This is a genomic window from Pseudomonas sp. WS 5079 (genome assembly GCF_012985465.1).
Lineage (GTDB): Bacteria > Pseudomonadota > Gammaproteobacteria > Pseudomonadales > Pseudomonadaceae > Aquipseudomonas.
Window position 1 is genome coordinate 188,323 of record NZ_JAAQWN010000004.1, and the last position, 19,645, is coordinate 207,967.

At 54.8% G+C, this 19,645-nt stretch carries 13 protein-coding genes; 1 reads left to right on the top strand and 12 read right to left on the bottom strand.

Annotated elements, in window-relative coordinates; genetic code table 11:
- Positions 1-48: 48 nt before the first annotated feature.
- The 10 genes from brxL to HBO05_RS12480 form a co-directional block, all read right to left on the bottom strand.
- Positions 49-2,151 carry a BREX system Lon protease-like protein BrxL gene (brxL, locus tag HBO05_RS12435; RefSeq protein WP_170037976.1) on the bottom strand — a complete coding sequence of 701 codons (2,103 nt, stop codon included), beginning with the start codon at positions 2,149-2,151 and terminating at the stop codon, positions 49-51.
- A 12-nt stretch (positions 2,152-2,163) separates the two neighbouring features.
- The gene (pglZ, locus tag HBO05_RS12440) at positions 2,164-4,671 is read right to left on the bottom strand and encodes a BREX-1 system phosphatase PglZ type A (protein ID WP_170037974.1); all 2,508 of its coding nucleotides are present in this window, start codon (positions 4,669-4,671) and stop codon (positions 2,164-2,166) included.
- Entirely contained in the window at positions 4,664-4,846 is a 183-nt protein-coding gene (locus tag HBO05_RS12445; RefSeq protein WP_198832883.1) for an AAA family ATPase, read from the bottom strand. The genes pglZ and HBO05_RS12445 overlap by 8 nt, the downstream gene beginning before the upstream one ends.
- Positions 4,847-4,868: 22 nt before the next feature.
- The gene (gene pglX, locus HBO05_RS12450; RefSeq protein WP_170037972.1) at positions 4,869-8,396 is read right to left on the bottom strand and encodes a BREX-1 system adenine-specific DNA-methyltransferase PglX; all 3,528 of its coding nucleotides are present in this window, start codon (positions 8,394-8,396) and stop codon (positions 4,869-4,871) included.
- Positions 8,397-8,467: 71 nt separating this feature from the next.
- A complete protein-coding gene (gene brxC / locus HBO05_RS12455) occupies positions 8,468-12,025 on the bottom strand; it encodes a BREX system P-loop protein BrxC (protein ID WP_170037970.1) in 3,558 nt (1,185 codons plus the stop codon).
- Positions 12,026-12,036: 11 nt separating this feature from the next.
- Positions 12,037-12,693, bottom strand: coding sequence for a DUF1788 domain-containing protein (locus tag HBO05_RS12460; protein ID WP_169885067.1), 657 nt, complete (start codon positions 12,691-12,693; stop codon positions 12,037-12,039).
- Entirely contained in the window at positions 12,690-13,301 is a 612-nt protein-coding gene (locus tag HBO05_RS12465; protein ID WP_169885065.1) for a DUF1819 family protein, read from the bottom strand. Before HBO05_RS12465 ends, HBO05_RS12460 begins: the two co-directional genes overlap by 4 nt.
- Positions 13,294-13,497 carry a helix-turn-helix domain-containing protein gene (locus tag HBO05_RS12470; protein WP_010463602.1) on the bottom strand — a complete coding sequence of 68 codons (204 nt, stop codon included), beginning with the start codon at positions 13,495-13,497 and terminating at the stop codon, positions 13,294-13,296. The genes HBO05_RS12465 and HBO05_RS12470 overlap by 8 nt, the downstream gene beginning before the upstream one ends.
- A gap of 207 nt (positions 13,498-13,704) precedes the next feature.
- Entirely contained in the window at positions 13,705-14,754 is a 1,050-nt protein-coding gene (locus tag HBO05_RS12475) for an ADP-ribosylglycohydrolase family protein (RefSeq protein ID WP_170037968.1), read from the bottom strand.
- A gap of 11 nt (positions 14,755-14,765) precedes the next feature.
- Positions 14,766-15,023 (bottom strand): hypothetical protein, encoded by a 258-nt coding sequence (locus HBO05_RS12480; RefSeq protein WP_169885060.1) that lies wholly within the window; start codon positions 15,021-15,023, stop codon positions 14,766-14,768.
- Positions 15,024-15,142: 119 nt separating this feature from the next.
- Here HBO05_RS12480 and HBO05_RS12485 point away from each other — a divergent pair, with 119 nt between their 5' ends.
- Positions 15,143-16,015 (top strand): WYL domain-containing protein, encoded by an 873-nt coding sequence (locus HBO05_RS12485; RefSeq protein ID WP_170037966.1) that lies wholly within the window; start codon positions 15,143-15,145, stop codon positions 16,013-16,015.
- Positions 16,016-16,170: 155 nt separating this feature from the next.
- On the opposite strand, the gene HBO05_RS12490 is transcribed toward HBO05_RS12485, so the two are convergent.
- Positions 16,171-17,799 carry a GTPase gene (locus HBO05_RS12490; RefSeq protein WP_169864281.1) on the bottom strand — a complete coding sequence of 543 codons (1,629 nt, stop codon included), beginning with the start codon at positions 17,797-17,799 and terminating at the stop codon, positions 16,171-16,173.
- A complete protein-coding gene (locus tag HBO05_RS12495; protein WP_169864279.1) occupies positions 17,786-19,645 on the bottom strand; it encodes a hypothetical protein in 1,860 nt (619 codons plus the stop codon). The genes HBO05_RS12490 and HBO05_RS12495 overlap by 14 nt, the downstream gene beginning before the upstream one ends.

The following is a 19,645-nucleotide window of genomic DNA, read 5'->3' on the forward strand; positions in this document are numbered from 1 at the left end:
TCGTACCGCGAACACCAATCAGAGTGCCTCTGCCTAATCGCCGTAAACCTACGAGCAAGCTGCCGGGTCAACCCGCACAAAGGTCACACTGAATTCTTTGCACTGCCGATGCTGCTGGAGCCGATTCGCAAAGCTGAAGGCATCATTCAGCTCAAAGCGTTGAAAAACATCCAAGCCACGTCCAAGCACTATCTTCCAACCCGTGTCGGTTGTGATATCTCGATCATGCTTGGTGCCGCTGGTGTCGTAGGCCCAACTGAACTGGATGCCAACACCGGTACAAGCATCAGAGATCTTCTGCAGGCTTTCGGTCTGGCGATCACCATTTGTATCATCTTCAACGGTCACCACATGAACAACCACCTCATCTTCCGGACCTTGCAGCTTGCTAATGGTCTCCATCAGTTCCATCAAATTGCGCAACTGATGGAACATACGAAGATAGGGGTCTGTGATGATGATGCGCTTGGCACCTACCAGATAGGGACTGAACAACTTGTCAAAACTCAGGCCTCGCTGATTTTCGTGGAAGACCAAATGCTGCTCTTTCAGCACAGGCTCCACAGACACTGGATTGATAGGGCGTGAAATTGGCCTTTGCTTGGCTGGCGCTGCCTCGATAAGCGCCAAATGGTCAGTGCCGACGTGGGGTAAATCGATAGCAGAAACTTCAGTCGCTCCCCGACGATGGTACTGGTTAGGGTACTCATCCTCTTCCAGTGTGCGCACCAATCGCTCCTGAGCATCAGCACCCTGGTAGGCAAAGCGAACTGCTGGATAGGTCGCGTCAATGCGTAGCAACTGATCCTTCACCCGCTTGCGCCCTTCAATTGCTGTGCGCAATACGTCTTCCACTTCGGCGTCTGTCGCCTCGTCATGCGGGTACAGGATCTTCATCAAACCAGAAAAAGTTTTGTTGATGCCATCGCGGTCGCGCGTCGAAATATCGTCGGATAGCGTGAACTGTCCCTTGTAGCGATCTGAGTAGTCATGACTACGAAGCGAGCGCAGGATCTCGGCCAGGTAGTCCACCACGAAGCCATAACCACTGGAGAACATCTCGCCACGGATGACATCCACTTCCCATCCGGGGATGTAGCTGTGAATGCGGTCGAGAAAGGCTGAATCGTGGAACTTTTCCGGCAGCGGGTCGAACAGGTCCGTGTGCTTAAGCATGTACGGCACGGTGTGATCGGTATTACCCACAAACACCATGCTGGCCTCTGCTCCCAAGGTTTCCACTCCCCGTGAGAACGACTTGTTGGCCATATAGTTCTTCATGATGTCCACCAGAGCCTTGTCCACTCGCTTTTGCTTGCCGGCGAATTCATCGAAAGCCACTACATCCCAGTAACCCACCAGGCCGAGCTTACCTGTGCCGTTATGGACGAACAGCTTGGGAACCGTAACTTCGCCACCGGAGATAAGAATGCCGTGGGGCGAGAACTCGGAATAAACGTGCGACTTGCCAGTGCCCTTCGGCCCCAGCTCTATCAGGTTGTAATTGCGCTCGCAGAACGGGATAAGGCGGATAAGCTGGGCGAGCTTATTGCGCTTGCCGAACATCTGCGGATTGAAGCCTACACTCTGTATCAGCAGGTCAATCCACTCATCAGTGGTGAACTGCTTACGCGCCTCCAGATAGCCGTCGAAATCAAAGCGGGAAATCTGAATTGGCTTTAGCGAGGCCAGAATCCAAGGTGAGGCAGACTTATCCTCGGTGTATTCATACTCCACATCCGCAATGCACCAAACACCACCTACCAGCAGCTTCTGGTGGGCCTTGACGGTGTTGGAGTCGATCAGCACCTTCTTGATGCCCAGGTTGGCGAACTCAGCCTCGTACACGTCATCCTTGTCGTTTAATGAGACGCTAATACGGTCAATAACCTTGTGCCGCCCCTTCTCCTTGATGGTCGAGCGTACCAGCCCTGCTTCGTTTCGGTGGACATAGTGCTTGCGCAGAATCTCCTTGACCGTCTCGATACCGGTCTGGATCGTCGCCTCGTCATTGGTCGCGCAGTATTGGCCCAGCAAGTACTCCAGCACATACGACGGCACAATGGCGTTGCCCTTCACCGCTTTGACCAGGTCTTTGCGCACCACCAGGCCGGCAAAGTACTGGTTGATCTTGTCGTCGAGCTGACTCATTGGAGCTCCTGCTTAAAAATCGAATTCGCTGCTGAACGAGCGGCGAATGGAGTAACGCGCGGCTTTGTACCGTGTGAAGTGTGAAGTGCCTTCCACGGTCTCTTCAAGGAGCAGCTCCACCTGCTGATTGTTCGCCTCATCGGCCTTGCGGCTGAGAATGAAGCGTACCGGCAACTCCCGCTCACGCGGGTTAGCAGAGCTGAAGTCGAACAACAGCTCATGCTGATCGGATACCAGCTCACCGTCCAGCGTGAACAAACCTGCACGCAACCGGCGCGACTGCAGTTTCTCGGTCACTGCCTCGGTTTGATAGAGCACCACCGCCAACTGCCCGGTGGTGATGGTCTTACCACCGACACCGATGAACTCCACACCCACCCGACCCACATCGCTCTGGCGCTTCTTGTTAATACGGATGACCGGGATCACCACCTCTTGCAGGGTGGCACCACCGTGCACAAAGCGACTACCAGAGCCTTTCAGCCGCAGACGGTTGATGGATTTGGGAATCTGCACCATAAGCGTCCCCGTCAGGCCTAGCTGCACCGGGTTGAAGGTTTTAAAACTGGCTCCTTCGCGCAAGCTACGACCCAGTACAAAACGCCGGTCGCGGTAGAGGACCTCATCGCCCTCTGGCTCACCGCTGAGGAAATCGCTCTCCTGCAGCGGATGATTCTGATAGATGAAGCCATGATCGGCAGTGATCAGCAGGTTACTGGCATTGGCGTTGGTCAGCTTCTTCACCAGACGGATTAGCTCACTGAGCGTTTCCTCGGCCGCCGCAAACACTCGTTCTTCGGTATCACGGGTGTCGCCGGTCTTGTCGATCAGGTTGTGATAAACGTAAACCACCTCATTGTCGCGCAGCAAGGCACGAGAGTCGGCCTGGTTCATCGCCAGTAGATCCTTGGCTCGTACCACCTGAGATGCTGGCACCCTGGTCGCCAGAATCTTGCCCCGGTTGACCGAGCCTTGAGCGCTCTGACCATCCACTATGGCATCGCCACTGTCGTTGTCGGCCAGTTGCAGGCTGCTGTTGGGTAGCAGTGCCGCCATGCCCAGCTGGGTATAACTCGGCAGCATCGACAGCATCGGTTCCAGATCAGCCTCGAAGCGATCTTCCTGACGAATCAGGCTTTGCAGCTCCTCGCCTACCTCATAGCGGAACGCATCGGAAATCAGCACACACACCTTAGTTCTGCGCTCCACAAAGGGCTGCACATAGCGGCTGAAGAAATTGCGCTGCAGCACTACGGGCGCGGCCTCCCACTGCTGCGCCGCATCCACGTGCTGCTGCCAGCGGTCGTTAAGACGGCTCAGGTAGTTGTTGCCGTACAGATTCTCGACCTGCATAGCCAACTCACCCAGCAGCGAAGCCTGACCGGATTCACGCAGGTGATAGACGAACTTGCGGTAACGCTGATCCAGCCTGAACCACTGGCTGGCGTACTTTTTCACGCCATCAGTCAGCGATTCCATTTGCAGCTGCGTTATGTCCAGCACCTGGATGAACTGCGCCGCATGCTCCAGCGCCAGGTACACATCCTTGAAGCGCTCAAACCAGTGGCTCTGGCGGCGCTGGCGTACCCACTGCTCAACCTCCACAGCGGTGACTGTACTGGCCACCACGGCACGTACCAGCTCACTGAGGATCTTGCGGTCGATCAGCTCGAAATAATCCAGCTCCAGCAGGCTGCGCCAGTCCAGAGTTTGCAGCTTGTCGTCAATCTGCAGCACCGCCGCGCACTGCTCAGACAGTGTCTCGAAACTCTGCTCATGCGAACGACTGTCCTTCCAGCGTTTGAGGAACACCAGCGCCTCAGCGGACAGTCGCGCCTTGTAAGCCGGGTCGATCCCAAGCATGAAACAAGCCTTAAACAGCTCGATAACGAAATCGTGCAACCCTGGTTGCTCGGAGCTATAGCCATAGGCGCGCTTCACCTGCTCCCACAGATAGGTATTCAAGCCGCTGCTTTCGATTAACTTGATCCGCACATCTTTGCCAGCGGCCAGATCACCCAGCAGGCTTTCCAGAATCACATCCAAGCGCGGCTCGTTGCCGGCACACACGGCGAGCATCTTGCGTTGCAGCAGGTTCTGCGAATCACCCGGCTCAAGTAACTTGCTCAGGGCCTCACGGCGCTTGGCGGATTCGAAAAACGCCACATGGGCTTCCAAAAGTGGGTAGCAGTCCGGTCCCAACTCCAGCTCAGCCAGCCACAAGGCAACCTGATCGGTACGGAAGCAATTGCCACTGGCAAGCTGCACATCCAACAGCCAATTGTGCAAATGCGAAGGCTCAGTACCTTCACGGTAGATCAGAAACTTCTGTTCCGGTTGCTCTCGCAGGAGGCGGTATTTCACGCCAAACTCATTGTTAGCCAGCTCGACTTTCTCGACATCCGGCAACTCCAGCGTCTCGAAATCAGCGCGAAACTCCAGGCGCGTGTCATACCAGAACACTATGCGCTGCTTGTCGAACAGGTTACTCAGGGCCTGGGTGATTTTGGGGTTACTCATGTTTATGCATTCCCAATCCGAGCCTGCAGCGTTTCGACAATTCGATTGACTCGAGCTGGTTGGACTTACCCGAACCATTAGGCCCAATGATGACATTCAACGGCCCCAGCGGGATGACGGTAGAGAACGCGCCGAAGCTCAAAAAATTGTTCAGTTGGATGGACTGAATCAGCATTGTATCTGCTCCTTGTTATGCTTCATTCATCCCCCTTGGCATCTAGCCCGACGATCTTTTTCAGCGCCGAGCCGAGCTTGAGGTAGTTTACTTTGACGCCGTCATCCAGATTCAGCGGCACTTGTTTAGTAGCCAGCGGGTAGAGGGTGTCACGCTCGTAGTCGTCCAGCTCCAGTAGTTGCTTTTTGAGCGGTTCAATTTCCTTGAGGGCGCGGGTCTTTTCACCTTGGCTGGCGCTGGTGCTGATGCCGATTTGTTGGAGGTGGTCCAGCCGTGCAGCCAGTTTTTTGCGGAAGTCGCGCAGGTATTGCAGCACCACACTCGCTGTGTCGGTGCGGTAGCGATGCAGGTAGATCAGCGCACTGAAGGTGCCTTTAGGGCTGGCGAACAACCAGTAGATCGGGCGCTTCTTGTAGCGTTTCACATGGTCGGCGTAGAAGTCCTTGATAAAGTACTTGCGCACGTCCTTGCCCAGCGATGCCTCAATAAAGGCTAGGTTGTCCTCGTAGTGCTCCACGCCGAAGGTAACGCGTAAAAAGGTGCGGAAACGCTCGGTCACATCGTCAGCAAACCACTCGCCATCCAGCAGCGGGATCACGTTGTCTTCGTCCGGCATAAAACTCGGCTCGGGGATCTGGCGCAAATACTCAGCCAGTGTGTCGCCCTGGTTGGCCAGCACCAGCCCTGGATTGTCCAGGCTGTAGCGGCCAAACATACAGCCCACGGCGTAGGACAAAAACTCGCGCATCGTATCGGCCAACAGCTGCGCACCCAACTCCTCCCCTGACTTGTCACCACCGTAGCGGTAGTGTGGGTTGCATGTGAGGGTGACTTCCTTGAGCGACACCTCGGGTGTCAGTTCATCCTGCAGACTATAAGCCTCGATAAAGATACGGTTGTTTTCTTCTTCGAGGCGCTGCATTTCTAGCATCATCTCGCGCCAGTGAGAGTGGAGTTGTTGATAAGCGGCTTGTAGGGTGGACTGCCGGTGGCCGGGGTGTAGCAATGGCAGAACTGTGAAGTCCCAGGAGGTTTCGTAGGAGTCCCAGTCGGACTTTGCGGCTAGCACACTGCGCCGAACCCGATCATTCAACTGCTCATCGTCTGGCTTTTTGAACGGTAAACTAAGCACGTGGGTGAGTTTAAAATCAAGCGTAGGAGCAAGCATTCTTAGTAGGAAGCTGCATACACGACTATTCAGAAATGCCTCTACGGCCTCCGTTTTACTTGACTGACTGACGAAACCCATTGGCCCTTTGGCATCAAACATAAAACCACACGGAACCACACGAACAGCAAAGTCGCTGCTCGAAATGCCAGACCAAGTGAACCCCTCACGAAAGCCATACTCACCGTTGTAGTTATGAGAGCGGATACGCCCTGTCTTTTCATCCTTGAAATTTTTAAGCTCACGGCCATCATCAAACCAATTTACAAAATGCTCTGAATTACCATACCAACGCCTAGAGCCACCACCCTTCACATAAGGAAACCATCTTTTTTCAGATGTTTTAGCCTCGGCGTCACTTTTAATGTTAAAACCGACATTCATCACGCTCGCCTCATGCCACTCCCGTAAGAACGTGGCATTACTACCAGTCGCGAGCCCTTCCCTCGTGATGATCTCCTTGGAAATCGAAGGATAGCTTGTGAATAAATTCCTCATCCTTTCAGATGCCCAAAAAACTATCGGACATCCTGGGATTTTTTCAAATTGCTCCGACGAAACCCGATAGCGTATTTTGCTTTGAGGGACTTGAATCGCCTTCAAAAGATCAGCATCCTTTTCGGCCTCAGACTGGCCTTCAGTCAGCTTTATAAACTCTCCTTTGAAGTCTTCATTGGCCGCGCTACTCAAGACGAATGCAGTAGTCGAAACGACCTCCCCACCAATAGAGTCAAATGCGCGCTCTCCAAGCTGGGCCATCGTGCAGATTGTTGACCTAGATAAAATCACAGATCTAACCGCCTCATATCTAGGCGCGAACATCCAACCCTGCATCGTGATCATGCCAACATATGACTTTGCTAAAACCAGCTTCAGACTTCTTAGGATAAACGCCTGATAAAGGTCGTATTTACCCTCGACGTATTCAACATCGAGCCAGCTTTGCAATGACTCATTTAGATCTGCCTTTTTCTTGTACGGAGGGTTGGCAACTACCACCGCATAACGCGGGCTCAGGTAGTCGGTCATTCGTAGCACCTGCAGCACTTTAGCGTGGGTGCCAGCAAGGAACAGACTGCCTGCCATGTCCTTAGCCTCCAGCACGGGCAACACGTTTTGCACGCTGCTGAGTTTGGGACGGATCAGCGAGCCAAAGTTATCGGCCTCCTCAAACTGCTTGAGGGTTTCACGCAGGTCAAGAGTGAACAGGTCACGCCCTACGGCCGTGATGTATTCATCCAGCTCGTCATGGCTGAACACCACTTTTTCCATCACGCAGATATTTGGCTCGATGGCCTTGTTGAAAAAGCGGCGCTGCTTGGCGCGGGCTTTCATGGTCAGTGCAAAAGCGGCTAGCTCCCCTGCGCGCTCATCCAACTCGATGCCGTAGAGGTTGTGGGTAAGAATTTTTTCCGGGATTTCGCTAGGGTCAGTGCCCATCTCTTCGTAAATGGCATAGAGCAGATCGAAGGCATAGGTGAGCATGTGACCGGAGCCGCAGGCCGGATCGCAGACCTTGATGTCTTCGGGGCAATCGATCTTGAGGAAGTCGGTTTCTGCAGCCTCGGGCTTGATGTAGTAATCCATCTGCCTGGCAAGTGCCGAGTTAGGATGGTTGAGCATCCACAGACGGCCGAGAGAGTTTTCCACCAGGTAGCGCACGATCCAGTGCGGGGTGAACAGCTGGGTAGCTGCGGGAATATCTTCTGCCGTGATCTTCTGATTTTTCTTCAGACCCTCAAATACCGAGTCCTTTTTCTCGGAGATGTAGAATTGGTACAGCCAGCCGATGACTTCCACGTCCTGGCAGGTATCAGGGGTCATGGCTTCGCGGGTGTAGGCCAGGATGGAGTTGCCCGAGAGCAGGTCATCCGGCATCAGCAATTCGGTGTAGTCGGCAATGCGCTCGAACAGGTAAGGCATGGCGCTGTGGAAGGCGTTGCACTCGGCCACTACCAGCAGACGATAGGCTTCCTGCTGCGGATCGTGGCTAGGGGCGTTACCGCTAAGCAGAGCCTGGATCTGCTGGCGGACTTTCTCGGGCACGCGCTCATCGTCGATATGTCCTGCTTTGGCTTCAGCCAGTATTTCAGGCTGGAACTGGCCTTCATCAGCGGGCGATACCACGCGGATACGGGTGTAACCGTTTACATCCATAAAGCGAAGGGCGCAGAAGCGGTTGAACCAGGTGTAGGCGACCTTGTCGATGAGCTGCTCACGGCCGTTCGCGGCGATTTGTTTTTCCAGCTGGGCAACGGCTTGCGGACTCTCACGGCGGGCAGCACTGCTTGCATATAGCACTAGGGAGAGCTTGGCGCCCACTTGCTCCAAGAGCAGGCGACGTGTGTGCTGGGCGAACTTCTTGAGTTTGGTGGTTTCCATCATTCTTCTCTTTATGGGCCTGCTCGATCATTTGTGTGGTTTCACGAAAATGATCGGGGCACTTGTCCGTTTCAAATCTGTACGCGGTTGCCTGCTTGGATTTCCTTCAGCCAAGCTTCGCGCAGCTGTCGTAAGTAATCATCCAACTCGGATTCACTGGCCAGCCAAGGCTTGCTGTAACCCACCGTAATAGATCGTGCGGGCACCAAGCGCGGTTCGGCCACTTTGGGTGGTTCTGTGCTTGGTGGCGGCGGATAATCGATGTCCTGATTTCCCGCTGGTGGCGGAGAAAAGGGTGGGATTGGATCTGGTACCGGTTGCGGACGAGCCAGTCGCTCTAATTTGAGCAGTAACTGTGCGTATTGGTTGTCCTCGAAGGCACGCAACTGATCGCGGATCATGGCGATACGCTTCTGCCCTTGCATTGACTGCTGAGCTTCAACAAACGGCACAGCGAGCTGAGCCTGCTGCTCAGGCTTAAGACTGCCGTACTCGTTGCTCCCCTGCAGACGCTGCTCCAACTCGGCAAGCCGGCTGACTGCGGTAGCCTTCTCGCTGGTTAGCTGGTTAGCAATGGCTTGTTGCAGGGCCTCCAGTTGCGGTTTGGCCTGCTGCAGGCGGTTGCCTTGCCAAGGTTTATTCTCGGTGAGTAATGCCTTGATGGCTTCAACCTCCCCCGTGGCAACATAGGCGAAATTGTCTTCCTGCTCCTGCACCAGTTGGCGAGCCTGATCGTAAATAGCTTTTTGCGGACTACCCATGAAGCGACGTAGCGGCTCAATGATCTGCTCTTTGGTGTCGAGCATGGCATCGGAGGCGCGGGACAGTTCGGTAAGGAACCAGCTGGCGTTTTTGCCGGCGATTTCCTTGAGAGTAGCCATCACGCCATCCAGCACGCTGAGGAAGCCATACAAGGCTTTTTGCCCATGCAGGTCGGCTAAATCAATCTCCAGTTCTTTGATGGCGTCGATGGTTTCACGTGCCAGAGCGCGGGCTTCGTTGCAGCTGGCGGGACGGTCGAAAAAGTCGGCAAAGAACTCTTTGAGATGGCGAACCTGGGAGGCACTGAACTCGATTTGCGGCTCCAGCACCAAGGTGGTGTGAGCGTTGGTGTTGCGCAAGCTGCGCTCTAGGTTGTCGCCTTCCAGCAGGTTGCTGTCTTGCCGCACCTCCGCTTTGCCGCGTGCGCAAAGCAGCGCGAGGTTGCAGAGGATGGCCGCGTAGTACCAACCGTAGTTCTTGCGCTCGAAGCGCTCCAATAGGGTTTTGACCGTGGTGCGCACACCGCTGCGAGCATTGCTCTGGATATAGGCCAGTAGTTCCTGCTCGGGCTCGGTCAGGCTAGTAGCGTCGTTGCCGAGTAGACCGTCCTGGGCCTGGCGCAAGTATTTGCCGATGTCATTCTCGTTGAACGGCACATCGCGCAGCATGCGCAGGTTCGGATAAGTAGTTTCAATCAGCTGGTAGAAGCCTTTGAGAATACGGGCCTGACCGTCGCTGCTGGTGGCCTCCACGTCGGCGGCGTTAATTATCAAGTGCGCTTTGCCGAGCAGCTCCTTGGCACGATCCTGCAGCTCGGCCAGACGTTCGTTGTTCTGGAAACCCTTGGCGTCGATGATGCGTTTGACCGCTTCCTGCTGGGTGCTGCTGTTCTGTCGGATGTATTTCTCAGTGCGCTTGTGCAGGGTGAGATCCTGCATGAACCGGGCATCAGCCGGCAGCACCACGCGCAGCTCATCACGTCCCATACTCTGCATACGCTGCACCGTGAGGTTATCGAAGTTGTCACTAAGCGGAGTGACAATGTGGATGGCCAACTCAAACTCACGACTGAGCGAACGGTCGTCCATTTTGCGCGTATAGGCGTAGTCCTGGCCGTTTTCATAGCGGACCTTGCGCTGCTTGACCACACCATCAAACAGCAGGGTTTCCAGCTCCTTGATGACATCGGCAGTTTCGATCTCTGTGTTTTTGATCTCTTCTTCGATGTCCTTCTCTTCGTCGGTCAGGTACTCGTAGAGCTCGCCATTGCGTTGGATGTAGGTTTGCTGCTCCAGCAAGTTGAGTGCCGCTTCCAGCTTCTTGCGTTGGGCTGGAATGTCTTCGCCAAAACGCTCTAGCATCAGTACATTGAGATTGCGCAGAGTGGCCTTGAACTCCTTGACGTACTTGACCAAGAACAATGCTTTGAGCACGCGCACCGCGTATGGGTCGCCAAGGTGCCGCTCGGCATTGTTGATAGCGCTTTGAATAGCGCTTTTCAGCGCGCCGCGAATGCCTTCGAACATCCGATCGAAGGTGGCCAGCTGGCCCACTGGCTCGCTGTCGATAGCCATGGCCACTTCGCGGAATACACCGAGCATGGAGCGTTCGCCCACCGAGTTGGCCTTGCCCTCAAAGCCGTTGTGCATGGATATGCCACGAATGGCCGACTGGAAAAGCGGGAACTGGTAGGGCACGAAGGGGTAGCAGTAGGTGAAGTGCTCCAGATCGCGGAAGTTCTGGTAGTGCTGTCCACCGTCGGCAAAGTCGAACAGAGTTTTGAAGTTGTTGAGCTGCTGGTTGTAGACGGTTTTCAGCAGCTCGGCACCGGAATCGTTCTTGGTCAGCAAGCGTTTCTGGATCACCTCGGCCACGTCGGCGCTGGTGAGCTTGAGACGGTTGGCAAAGCGCGCCTGGATCTTGGTGAAGTCGTTGCTTTGTTGCTTGCTCATGTCGCCCATCACAGAGTCCATATCCTCCTGTGCGGTGACAAATACCCATGCCCGGCCCTGGCACTTGGTGGCCAAACTTTCAGCCACGGTTTGCAGGTTGGTCATGAGCTTGGTGTTGTCGGCAATGTACTGACCGACCTCATCGACAAAGAAATTCAGGCGGAAGTTGGGCGGCTGTTTGTCCAGCCACTCCTTGACCTGATTGCCGAAGTCTTCAATGGAAACGCTGTGTTGAGCGCGGTATTTATCGAGGATGCCCTTGGCCAGCGCCAGGTCTTCGTCGGTGATCTGGGCGTAGGCCTTGGCGATGTTGCCTGTCTCCAGCAGCGCCTGCTCGCGACCACGCTCCCAGGGCTTATTGGCGATGCTCTGGTAGGCTTCCTTGAACGGTTGGAACAGTTCGCGACTGTCCAGGTCGCGTTCAAACTGGGCAATGTAGCCCTGCTTGCCGTAATAACCACACATCTCGTTGAAGACTTTGACGAACACAGAAAGCAAGGCGTCGACCTGGGTCTTGCTGATGATGTCGGCCTTCTGGTCGATGTTGAACAGGATGCTTTTCGAGGGGATGGCGACAGCTTTCTTGAGCTGGGCGCGCAACAGCTCGTCGTCATCCTTGATCTTGGGTAGGAAGATGTCCAATGCAGTACTGCCGTCGACCTGGCGATTTTCCAGCAGCAGGGCGAGCATTTTCAGCAGGTGCGACTTACCCGAGCCGAAGAAGCCGGAGACCCAGACGCCATTGGCATGGTGGTAGTCGGTATAGGCATCGAGGAAGTGCTCCAGACGCTTGGCGACTTCGTCAGTCAGGACGTATTCACTGAGCTCGTTGAACAAGCTAGCTTCGTCGTCGGCCTTGATGACGCCCTCAATCGGGCGACTGACTGGGCTCTTGAAAATTCCGTTGAGTTTCATCGACTGCTTCCTTACACCTGAGACTCGAAAATATTGAATGCACGGTAGTACTTGTCATCGTGCAGCAGACCGAACAGCTCCAGTGACGCGCCTTGTTCCAGCGAATGCCGATACTCACCGGGGAAGAACATCACCGTGGGTTTGTCCTTGGCCGTGCTTTGCAGATTGTTGAGTACGTTGTGCGAGCGAATATAGGGGAACACTTCACCGATGCCGGAGAGGAAAAGCACGTCGTAATCCGCCTGAGCAATACGTTCGCCAATAGCCGGGACCAGGTGTTCCTTGATATCCAATACACCCTGCAAAAGTTCCAGCAGACCTTCTTTTTCCACATCGGGCTCAACCGCCCGGATCTGTTCCCACAAGCTGACACCTTCGTCACTGCCCTCACGAGCCTTTAGCAAGTCGATGGTCAGGTCGTACAGGCTGACTTCCAATACCTTTACACCACGCCCCTGCAAACAATCGATACGCAGACCGGCCAACGTGTTGACCAGTTGCCGCTGCATGCGTTGTATCTCAAAGGCTTCAGCCGCCTTGAATTCGCAGATGTAGAACGGCAGATCATTATTCAGCCCTTTCATTTCCAGAAAGCGTTGACCGCTCATGACGTTCAATAGGTGTTCAAAGCGGGCTGCCAGCGGCTGCTGACTGATTTTTTGGCTCATTGCAGCCACCTTTTAAGTTCATGGTCAGTTGCCGGGAATATCAGCAATTGCTCGTTATCGTGGCGAACCAGTAAATGGGCCAGCGCTGGAGTTATCAACACAGGCTGAATCTGGTGCTGTGCGCTGATCAAGTCGGCATCCCGCAACATGCGGAACAGGTTTTGTCGCAATTTGCTATGCGTGGACGCAGCCAGTTCATCCAGCTCGGCATGCCACAAAGCTTTGGCATTGCAGAAGGCATCGTAATCGCTTGTCGTGAGTTGGCGGCGCATAAGCAGGTAATGCTCGCGCAGAACTTCGCGAGCGAAGTCGCGGATGAACGCATAGCGCCGGCAAGTTGCAGCCCACAGAAGGTAGCCTTGCTCCCGCAGGCTGCCATCCACCAAAAACTCCAGCTCCTCTGGATCCAAAAGCTCCAGACGCGCGATCAACTCCTTACTGATACGTGTCGCAGCAGCCGCTGTACGAACTTGCAACAGGTTCTCACCACGCACCTGCTCCCGTGTTTGCTTCCAATCACGCAGCGTTAGATAGCGCTCCACAACCAGCGGTGCTTCCTGCAAAAACAGGCCACCCGTGGTGAAAGAAAGACGATAACGCTCAGCCATCACTTCGCGCCTGCTGCGATTCGTCACTGGCTCCGCCAGCTTTGACCCAGGTATCCACCTCAACCTTCTGGAACTTCCACAACCGACCGACCTTGTGGGCTGGCATGCTGCGTTTGGCAATCCATGCATAAACGGTGTCCTTGCTGACGCCGAGGTGTTCGGCAATTTCATCAACACTGTGCCAACGATCAGTCATAGCTAAATCTGCCGATAAAAAAACGTGCTGATATTAGCCGTTTTTGTCGGTTTTAATAAGGTTAAAGCTGTTTCTCAGGATTAATGCCTGACAAATGCCTGCGCCACTTCAAAATGGCTTCAAAGGGCAGCCTAGCGAGTTTGCTTTGGTAAGCCTACGCTGCGAATAGCTCAGTGGCGAAATGAAAATGCGTCGCCATCAGTTCCCTCACCCGCCGGGATACATCTGCTCGATCAGCTGATCGAACTCTCCGCCATACCCACAGTAATCACGCGGAACGCGCTCAATATCCTCGGCAATCTGCGCAATCACTTCGCGCAGTTCCAATTGTCCATACCACCGAGCAGGAATCGCCGCAGCGCCATACTGAACACCAAGTATGTGTCCAGTGATCAGTCCGGAACCGTCGCTGTTGCCACCGTGATTCACCGCTGTTATGACGCCATCCTCGAACGAGCTCGCCGTCAGGGCACACCAGAGGCCAATTGCCAGCGCTTCTTCAGCGACCCAACCGCCACCGAGTTCGCCGATGCGTTGCGGGGTGGGCTTGTAGCCTTCATAGAAGAAAAACAGCACACGCTCGATAAGGCTGCGAGCTTCTTCCATGCCGGGCTTTTGCCCATATTTGGCCAGGCTTTCGCTAACTGCATGTTCGAGACTGTCCTCCCTGACCATCCGCTGGAGGATGTCAGCGAACAGCCCTGCCGTCAGGTAGCCTGTAGGGTGCCCGTGAGTAAGGCGCCCTGACTGGGCAGCGTAGTCAAAGGCGTTAGCAAAGAATGCACAGGGAGCAACGCGCATCAAGGCGCCGCAGCCCTTGCTGTTGTTCTCGGCGACAGCACCAAGCCGCTGGGTGGCCTTGAGGGCCGTGAGACATGTGGTGCCAGGGGCGCGACAAGACCAGAGTTCTCGCTGTTCGATCAACCACCCGTCCCTGCTGACTAGTATCGCAGGAGGGTAATTCTGGGTCATCAGCCAGCGCAGCAACGCATGGTGGATAATGCTGGGAACATGGCAAATCCCTCGTGAACTACTTCTCACATAAGCCCGCAGCAAGCCTTCGGCCGTGAATAGCATCATCTGCGTGTTGTCGGTGATGACACCGGAGATACCGAAAGTAGGGGCAAAATCAACGATACCCTGCGAACCGAATTTAGCTTCGATTGCAGGCCATTCGAGGAACTCCACCGTGGCGCCCAACGCATCGCCGACTGCACCGCCCAGTAGGCAACCTTTGATCCGTTCAAGTCTGTTCATATCCTTCGCCCTTATCCCTCTGCTGGGATCAATTCCTGCAAAATCACCAGCTTTCTTTGCAGCTGCTCGATGTGCGCTTTCTCAGCGCGCAGCGCCGAGCGCAGCTCCCAGTTTTCCATATCCAAAATCCTTGCCCAGCGCGTGCCCTTTTGACAGCCAAGAGCCATTTTCCAGAGCTCCCGCAACCTCAGGCACTGCAGCACAAGCGTCAGCAGGATTGCTCCCATCATCACCAATGCACCTGTCGAAACAGCATCCGACATTGTCATGTCCACATCCTTTAGTGAGTTCGATTGAGCTCGAAGACAGATCAAGGATATGTAGTGTTTTACGACAGGTATAGAATGTAGACTTATACAGGTAAAGTATTCACGCATATGGAGCTGTCATGAAACGCAATCAAGACATCAAGCAGGTTCGTTGGGATTTGGCACTTCGTTATCGCTTGATCGAGACCGTCGCCTGGTGGGAAGGCCGGCTGACCACGGTGCATCTGATCCAGAGCTTCGGGATCAGTCGTCAGCAGGCGTCTAAAGACATCAACACTTACATCACCGAACATGCGCCTAAAAACCTTACATATGACAAGCAGCTGAAGGGCTATGTCCCCAGCAAACAGTTCAAACCACTGTTCATCGACGACAGCGCCAGCGCTTATCTGCACCTGCTGAACCAGACCCATTCCCGTGCGCCGCATGTGGAAGGGTTGGCCTTGGCGTATGCCCACACCATGGTGCTGGAGGTGCCTGACCGGACAATTCGACCTGAAGTGTTGCGCCCATTGCTTAAGGCATGCCGCGACAGCGAGGTTATTGAAGTCGAGTACGTTTCACTCGCTAACCCGGTTCCAGAAACTCGCTTGATTGCACCACACACACTGATTTACACCGGTATGCGTTGGCATGTGCGGGCGTATTGCGAGAAGAATCGTGAATACCGAGATTTTGTGCTGAGTCGCCTGCGCGGCAAACCTGAGTACGAACGCAAGACCGAGAACCTCATCGACGAGGATGAAGACTGGAACACCAAGGTAGCCGTGATCATAGAACCCGACTCAAGGCTCAAACCAGAACAGAAGGCAATCATCGAAGCCGATTTCGGCATGGAGGATGGCGTGCTGATCATTCCGACACGCCGCGCCTTGGTCAAGTATGTGTTGCAGCGTTTTCAAATCGATCCGAAAAAGCTCGACCCCAAAGCGGCGGCGCAGCAGATCGTGGTGAGGAATCTGGATGAGTTGAAGCCTTGGCTTTATGAGTGACTCAACCCGGCATTTTAATTCGTGACGCACTGCATCACGAATTAATTGAACCTCCGAGAGGGAAGAATAATAGGCGTGACTCTGGGCACTCTGGAAGCATTCGCCCCGTCCTATGTCCGGAGCGAATGTTGAGATGAGATGCGTTAAGGACCAGATCAGTCTTGCGGGCGCAGTTCAATCAGTGCCTGTTCGAACAGAATTCTATCGTTCTCTGCGGCCTTGTCTTGTTGCACCAGAGCCTGGCTTTGCGCGTCGATCCACTCATCCATAGGTTTGAACACCTGCTCAACCACCAGAGTGATTTGGAACTGGTAGGCCTGACGCAAATCGTGGACAAACGAACTGGCAGAGTCGTCGATGGCTTTGGTACGACGAGCTTGCGCTGCCTTCTCCGCATTCTCTGTACGAATAGCCTGGTAGATGTCGTACAACGCCACGCCGACCTGTACCAAAGGCCCCGCCCAGCGACCCGCTGTACTGGCCCAGCGTCCCATGGTCTTGGGGCCAATACCTTTGAACAGTTTGGGCAGAAACTCTTTTCCTAGCTCCAGTGCCGCTTTCACTCCCTGTTCAGTCATGTCCTTGACATTACCCATGGGGACTTTCTTCAAGGCATCCTTGATGGCTGGCGACAGGATGCTTTCACCAGCATCCTGCGGCGCATCCAGATCCGCATTCAGCATGGCGTCAGCGTGTCGGAGAGTGGACTCGGCCAGTTTCTCACCGATTTCACCGAGGCTCTGCTGAGTCTTGGGCAGCTCGTACTCCAGCGTGCGCATCAGTTTGTCGCCCAGAGACTGGACAACTTCTGCCGCCCCCTCTTCCATCGCCTGGTTGGTGTCACCCCTGACTTGTCCTTCTGCTACTGAAGTAATCAGACTGACAATTGCCTGCTTTGCGCTACGACAATCGCGATCCAGGTGATCGTTTAGGCATGCAGTCAGACGGCTGCGCTCGTTTTCAATCTGCAGTTTGGCTTTCGTCAGCGCTTCAGCCTGACGGTCATTGCCGGCCTGCACCAACCGCAAATTGGCTTGTTCGATCGCAACCACCAGGTCTTTGCGACAAGCCTTGAAGATTGTCCCGGTGTCGCTTTGCTCAAGGAAGTCACCCAGCGCCTCCTCCAAGTCAAGAATGCCGCTGGCGCTTACCAGCGGCGCCTTGTCTTCGAGTCGTCCTTTGAGGGCGCTTCTGGCATTGACCCATTGCACCGGGACCTTGTCCAGAATGTTTTCAATACCGCGCTCGCTCGCCGCACGCTGCAGATGAATGCGCAGGCGATCGGTGATGCCGACATAATCGCGATCGCCGACCGTAATACCTGCCTTGTTGTTGACGATGAGCATTAACCGGCGCTCTGAAGCGACGATATCGACCAGCCGCTCCCAGGTTTTCGCTTCGTCGGTGGCACCGCCTGCAGCGACCACGAACAACACAACTTCGCTATTTTGCAGCTGGTTCTCAGCCACCTCTTCATGCTCGATCGGCGCGTCGATACCAGGTGTGTCGAGCAGCGTGTAATTGCCCCAGCGGTACTCAGTTACCGCGGCCGTTTCCGGTCGATCCGCCATCTTGGCATCTGCCCGCCCCATCAAGGCATTGAGCAGGGTACTTTTGCCAGCGTTGTAGTTGCCGTAGACCATGATTCGAGGGTGTAACTGCTCAGCCTTGGTCTGCAACCGGGCTCCCAGCTCATCACGTTGTTGTTCGGACAGCCAACGGCCCAGCGGGGTGCTGACCCGTTCATAGGTGTGGATAACCCGTGCGAAGTCAGGCAATGCCATGGGACAGCTCCTTTTCGATTTCCTGAATTTGAGTAAGCGTGTGCTGGCGCATCTCTTTTAATGCGCTGTGGAAGTTTTTCAACCAGTCGGCAATGTCGATAAAGCACAATTGGTCCAGTTGCTCATACAGGACATTCAGCCGGTTCTCGGCAAGCTCAAGCAACTGTTCGCGGGTCCCCAGTGAAACTTCGTCGCGGTTGTCGCCCACAGCCACTTCGATTTCTTCACTGGTATTGAAGTATTCTCCCGCCGCGCCCCCAGCCTTGTTTCCCGCCCAGGCTCCAAGTGCGCCACCGATCAGGCCACCGATGACCGTCCCCACACCTGGCATGATCAAAGTGCCTAGAGCTGCCCCACCTTCAGCGCCCCCCCAGGCACCGAAACCTGCCCCGCCCGCCCTGCCGAATGACTCATTGCGGCGGGAGTCGAATTTGATTTTTTCAACGCGCTCTGAAAACTGGGGGGCCTCTCGGGCGACAGGTCCAACCGCTTGGTCGTGAATTTCAATGTTTTCGAATTTCTGGCCAATCGAATCACACAGTTCGCTGGCGTAATACTGGAAAGCATGATCGAGCAACTTACGGCAGGCTTCAGAGAAAGCCTGGTCGTTCATCGCATATTGATCGGCATACTTTTCGATCTGACCCGGTAATTCTTTTCTGAGCTGGCTCAGAATATGATCGACGCTCAGTTTCAGGTCCTTACGCGCGGCGTTCAGCCCTGTTCTGATATCAACCAGCTCTTTTTCCAGCTGATCCGTCGATTCGGCCAGCTTGAGGCAGAACGCCTGCAGATTCTTCAAGGGTGTCTGGCGCTTGAGGGCGAGCCCACTGGAACGGGCTATGTTGCCAATATCTGCGGCGAAGTCGGCCAGCCCACTGTCCTGCCAGCGTTGCGCCTGCTCCTGGGGGCCACCTTCCTCAGCATAACGCACCGAAATCGAGTGAATATTGATTTGATTCAGGAGCGATTGTGCTGATGGGTCGATTTTGGCCAGCTCCGACCCGACGTAACCAATCTGGTCATCACGATCGGATCGCGCCTTCATTACCCGTTGGTTAACCAAGTTACCCAAGTCATCAACATCCTCCTCAATCACATCACTGCCAGTGATAAGCACCATGAGATTTTTCTTTTTCTGGAGCAACCCGACGACCTCATTCATATCGGAGTGCCGGCCAGGACTGCTGGAGTTGCTCAGGAATACGATCAGGTCGGCACACGCGACATAGTCGTCGGCCAACTGGCCGTTGACGCTGTTGACCGAGTGAACCCCAGGGGAATCGACCCAGGTCATACCCGGCAACCTGAAACCCTGGATTGAGCTGGTCGCTTCCACCACGTCGACGCCAAAGCATCGCTGCTTGCTCATCAACTCTGCCGACATGGTTTCCGCAGTCCCGGTACTTTCGCGCCAGAAAAACTCGGGGCGAGGGGAAGCGCTGTCGATCAAGGCCGCGTCCGGAGCAGAGTTCCCGTAGGCGAGATAATTCCCCAGGGAGGATTTTCCAGCTTTGACCTTGCCGTAGACAAAGATCAGTAGCGAGTCATCGAAATCCTTGCGAAACGAAGTATTGCGCTCATAGTTTTCGACGTTCCTGATCCAGGCATCAAGCTGACTGTCGAGCCCCTGCTGACAGCGCTCAGCCATGTCCTGCAACGGGTGACGCTGCTCAAGCGGGCTTTCACGCCAAGGCGAAGTCTTGCGTGCGTCATTAAGCTTCCTCAGCTGAGCCTTGAGGACACTTTCCCGGCGATCGATCTGGCGTTTGACCTGATCGAACTCACCGGCAATCCCGGCGAAGACATTTAACAAATCATTTCGGTTGGCGTGGCGGTCGGTCAT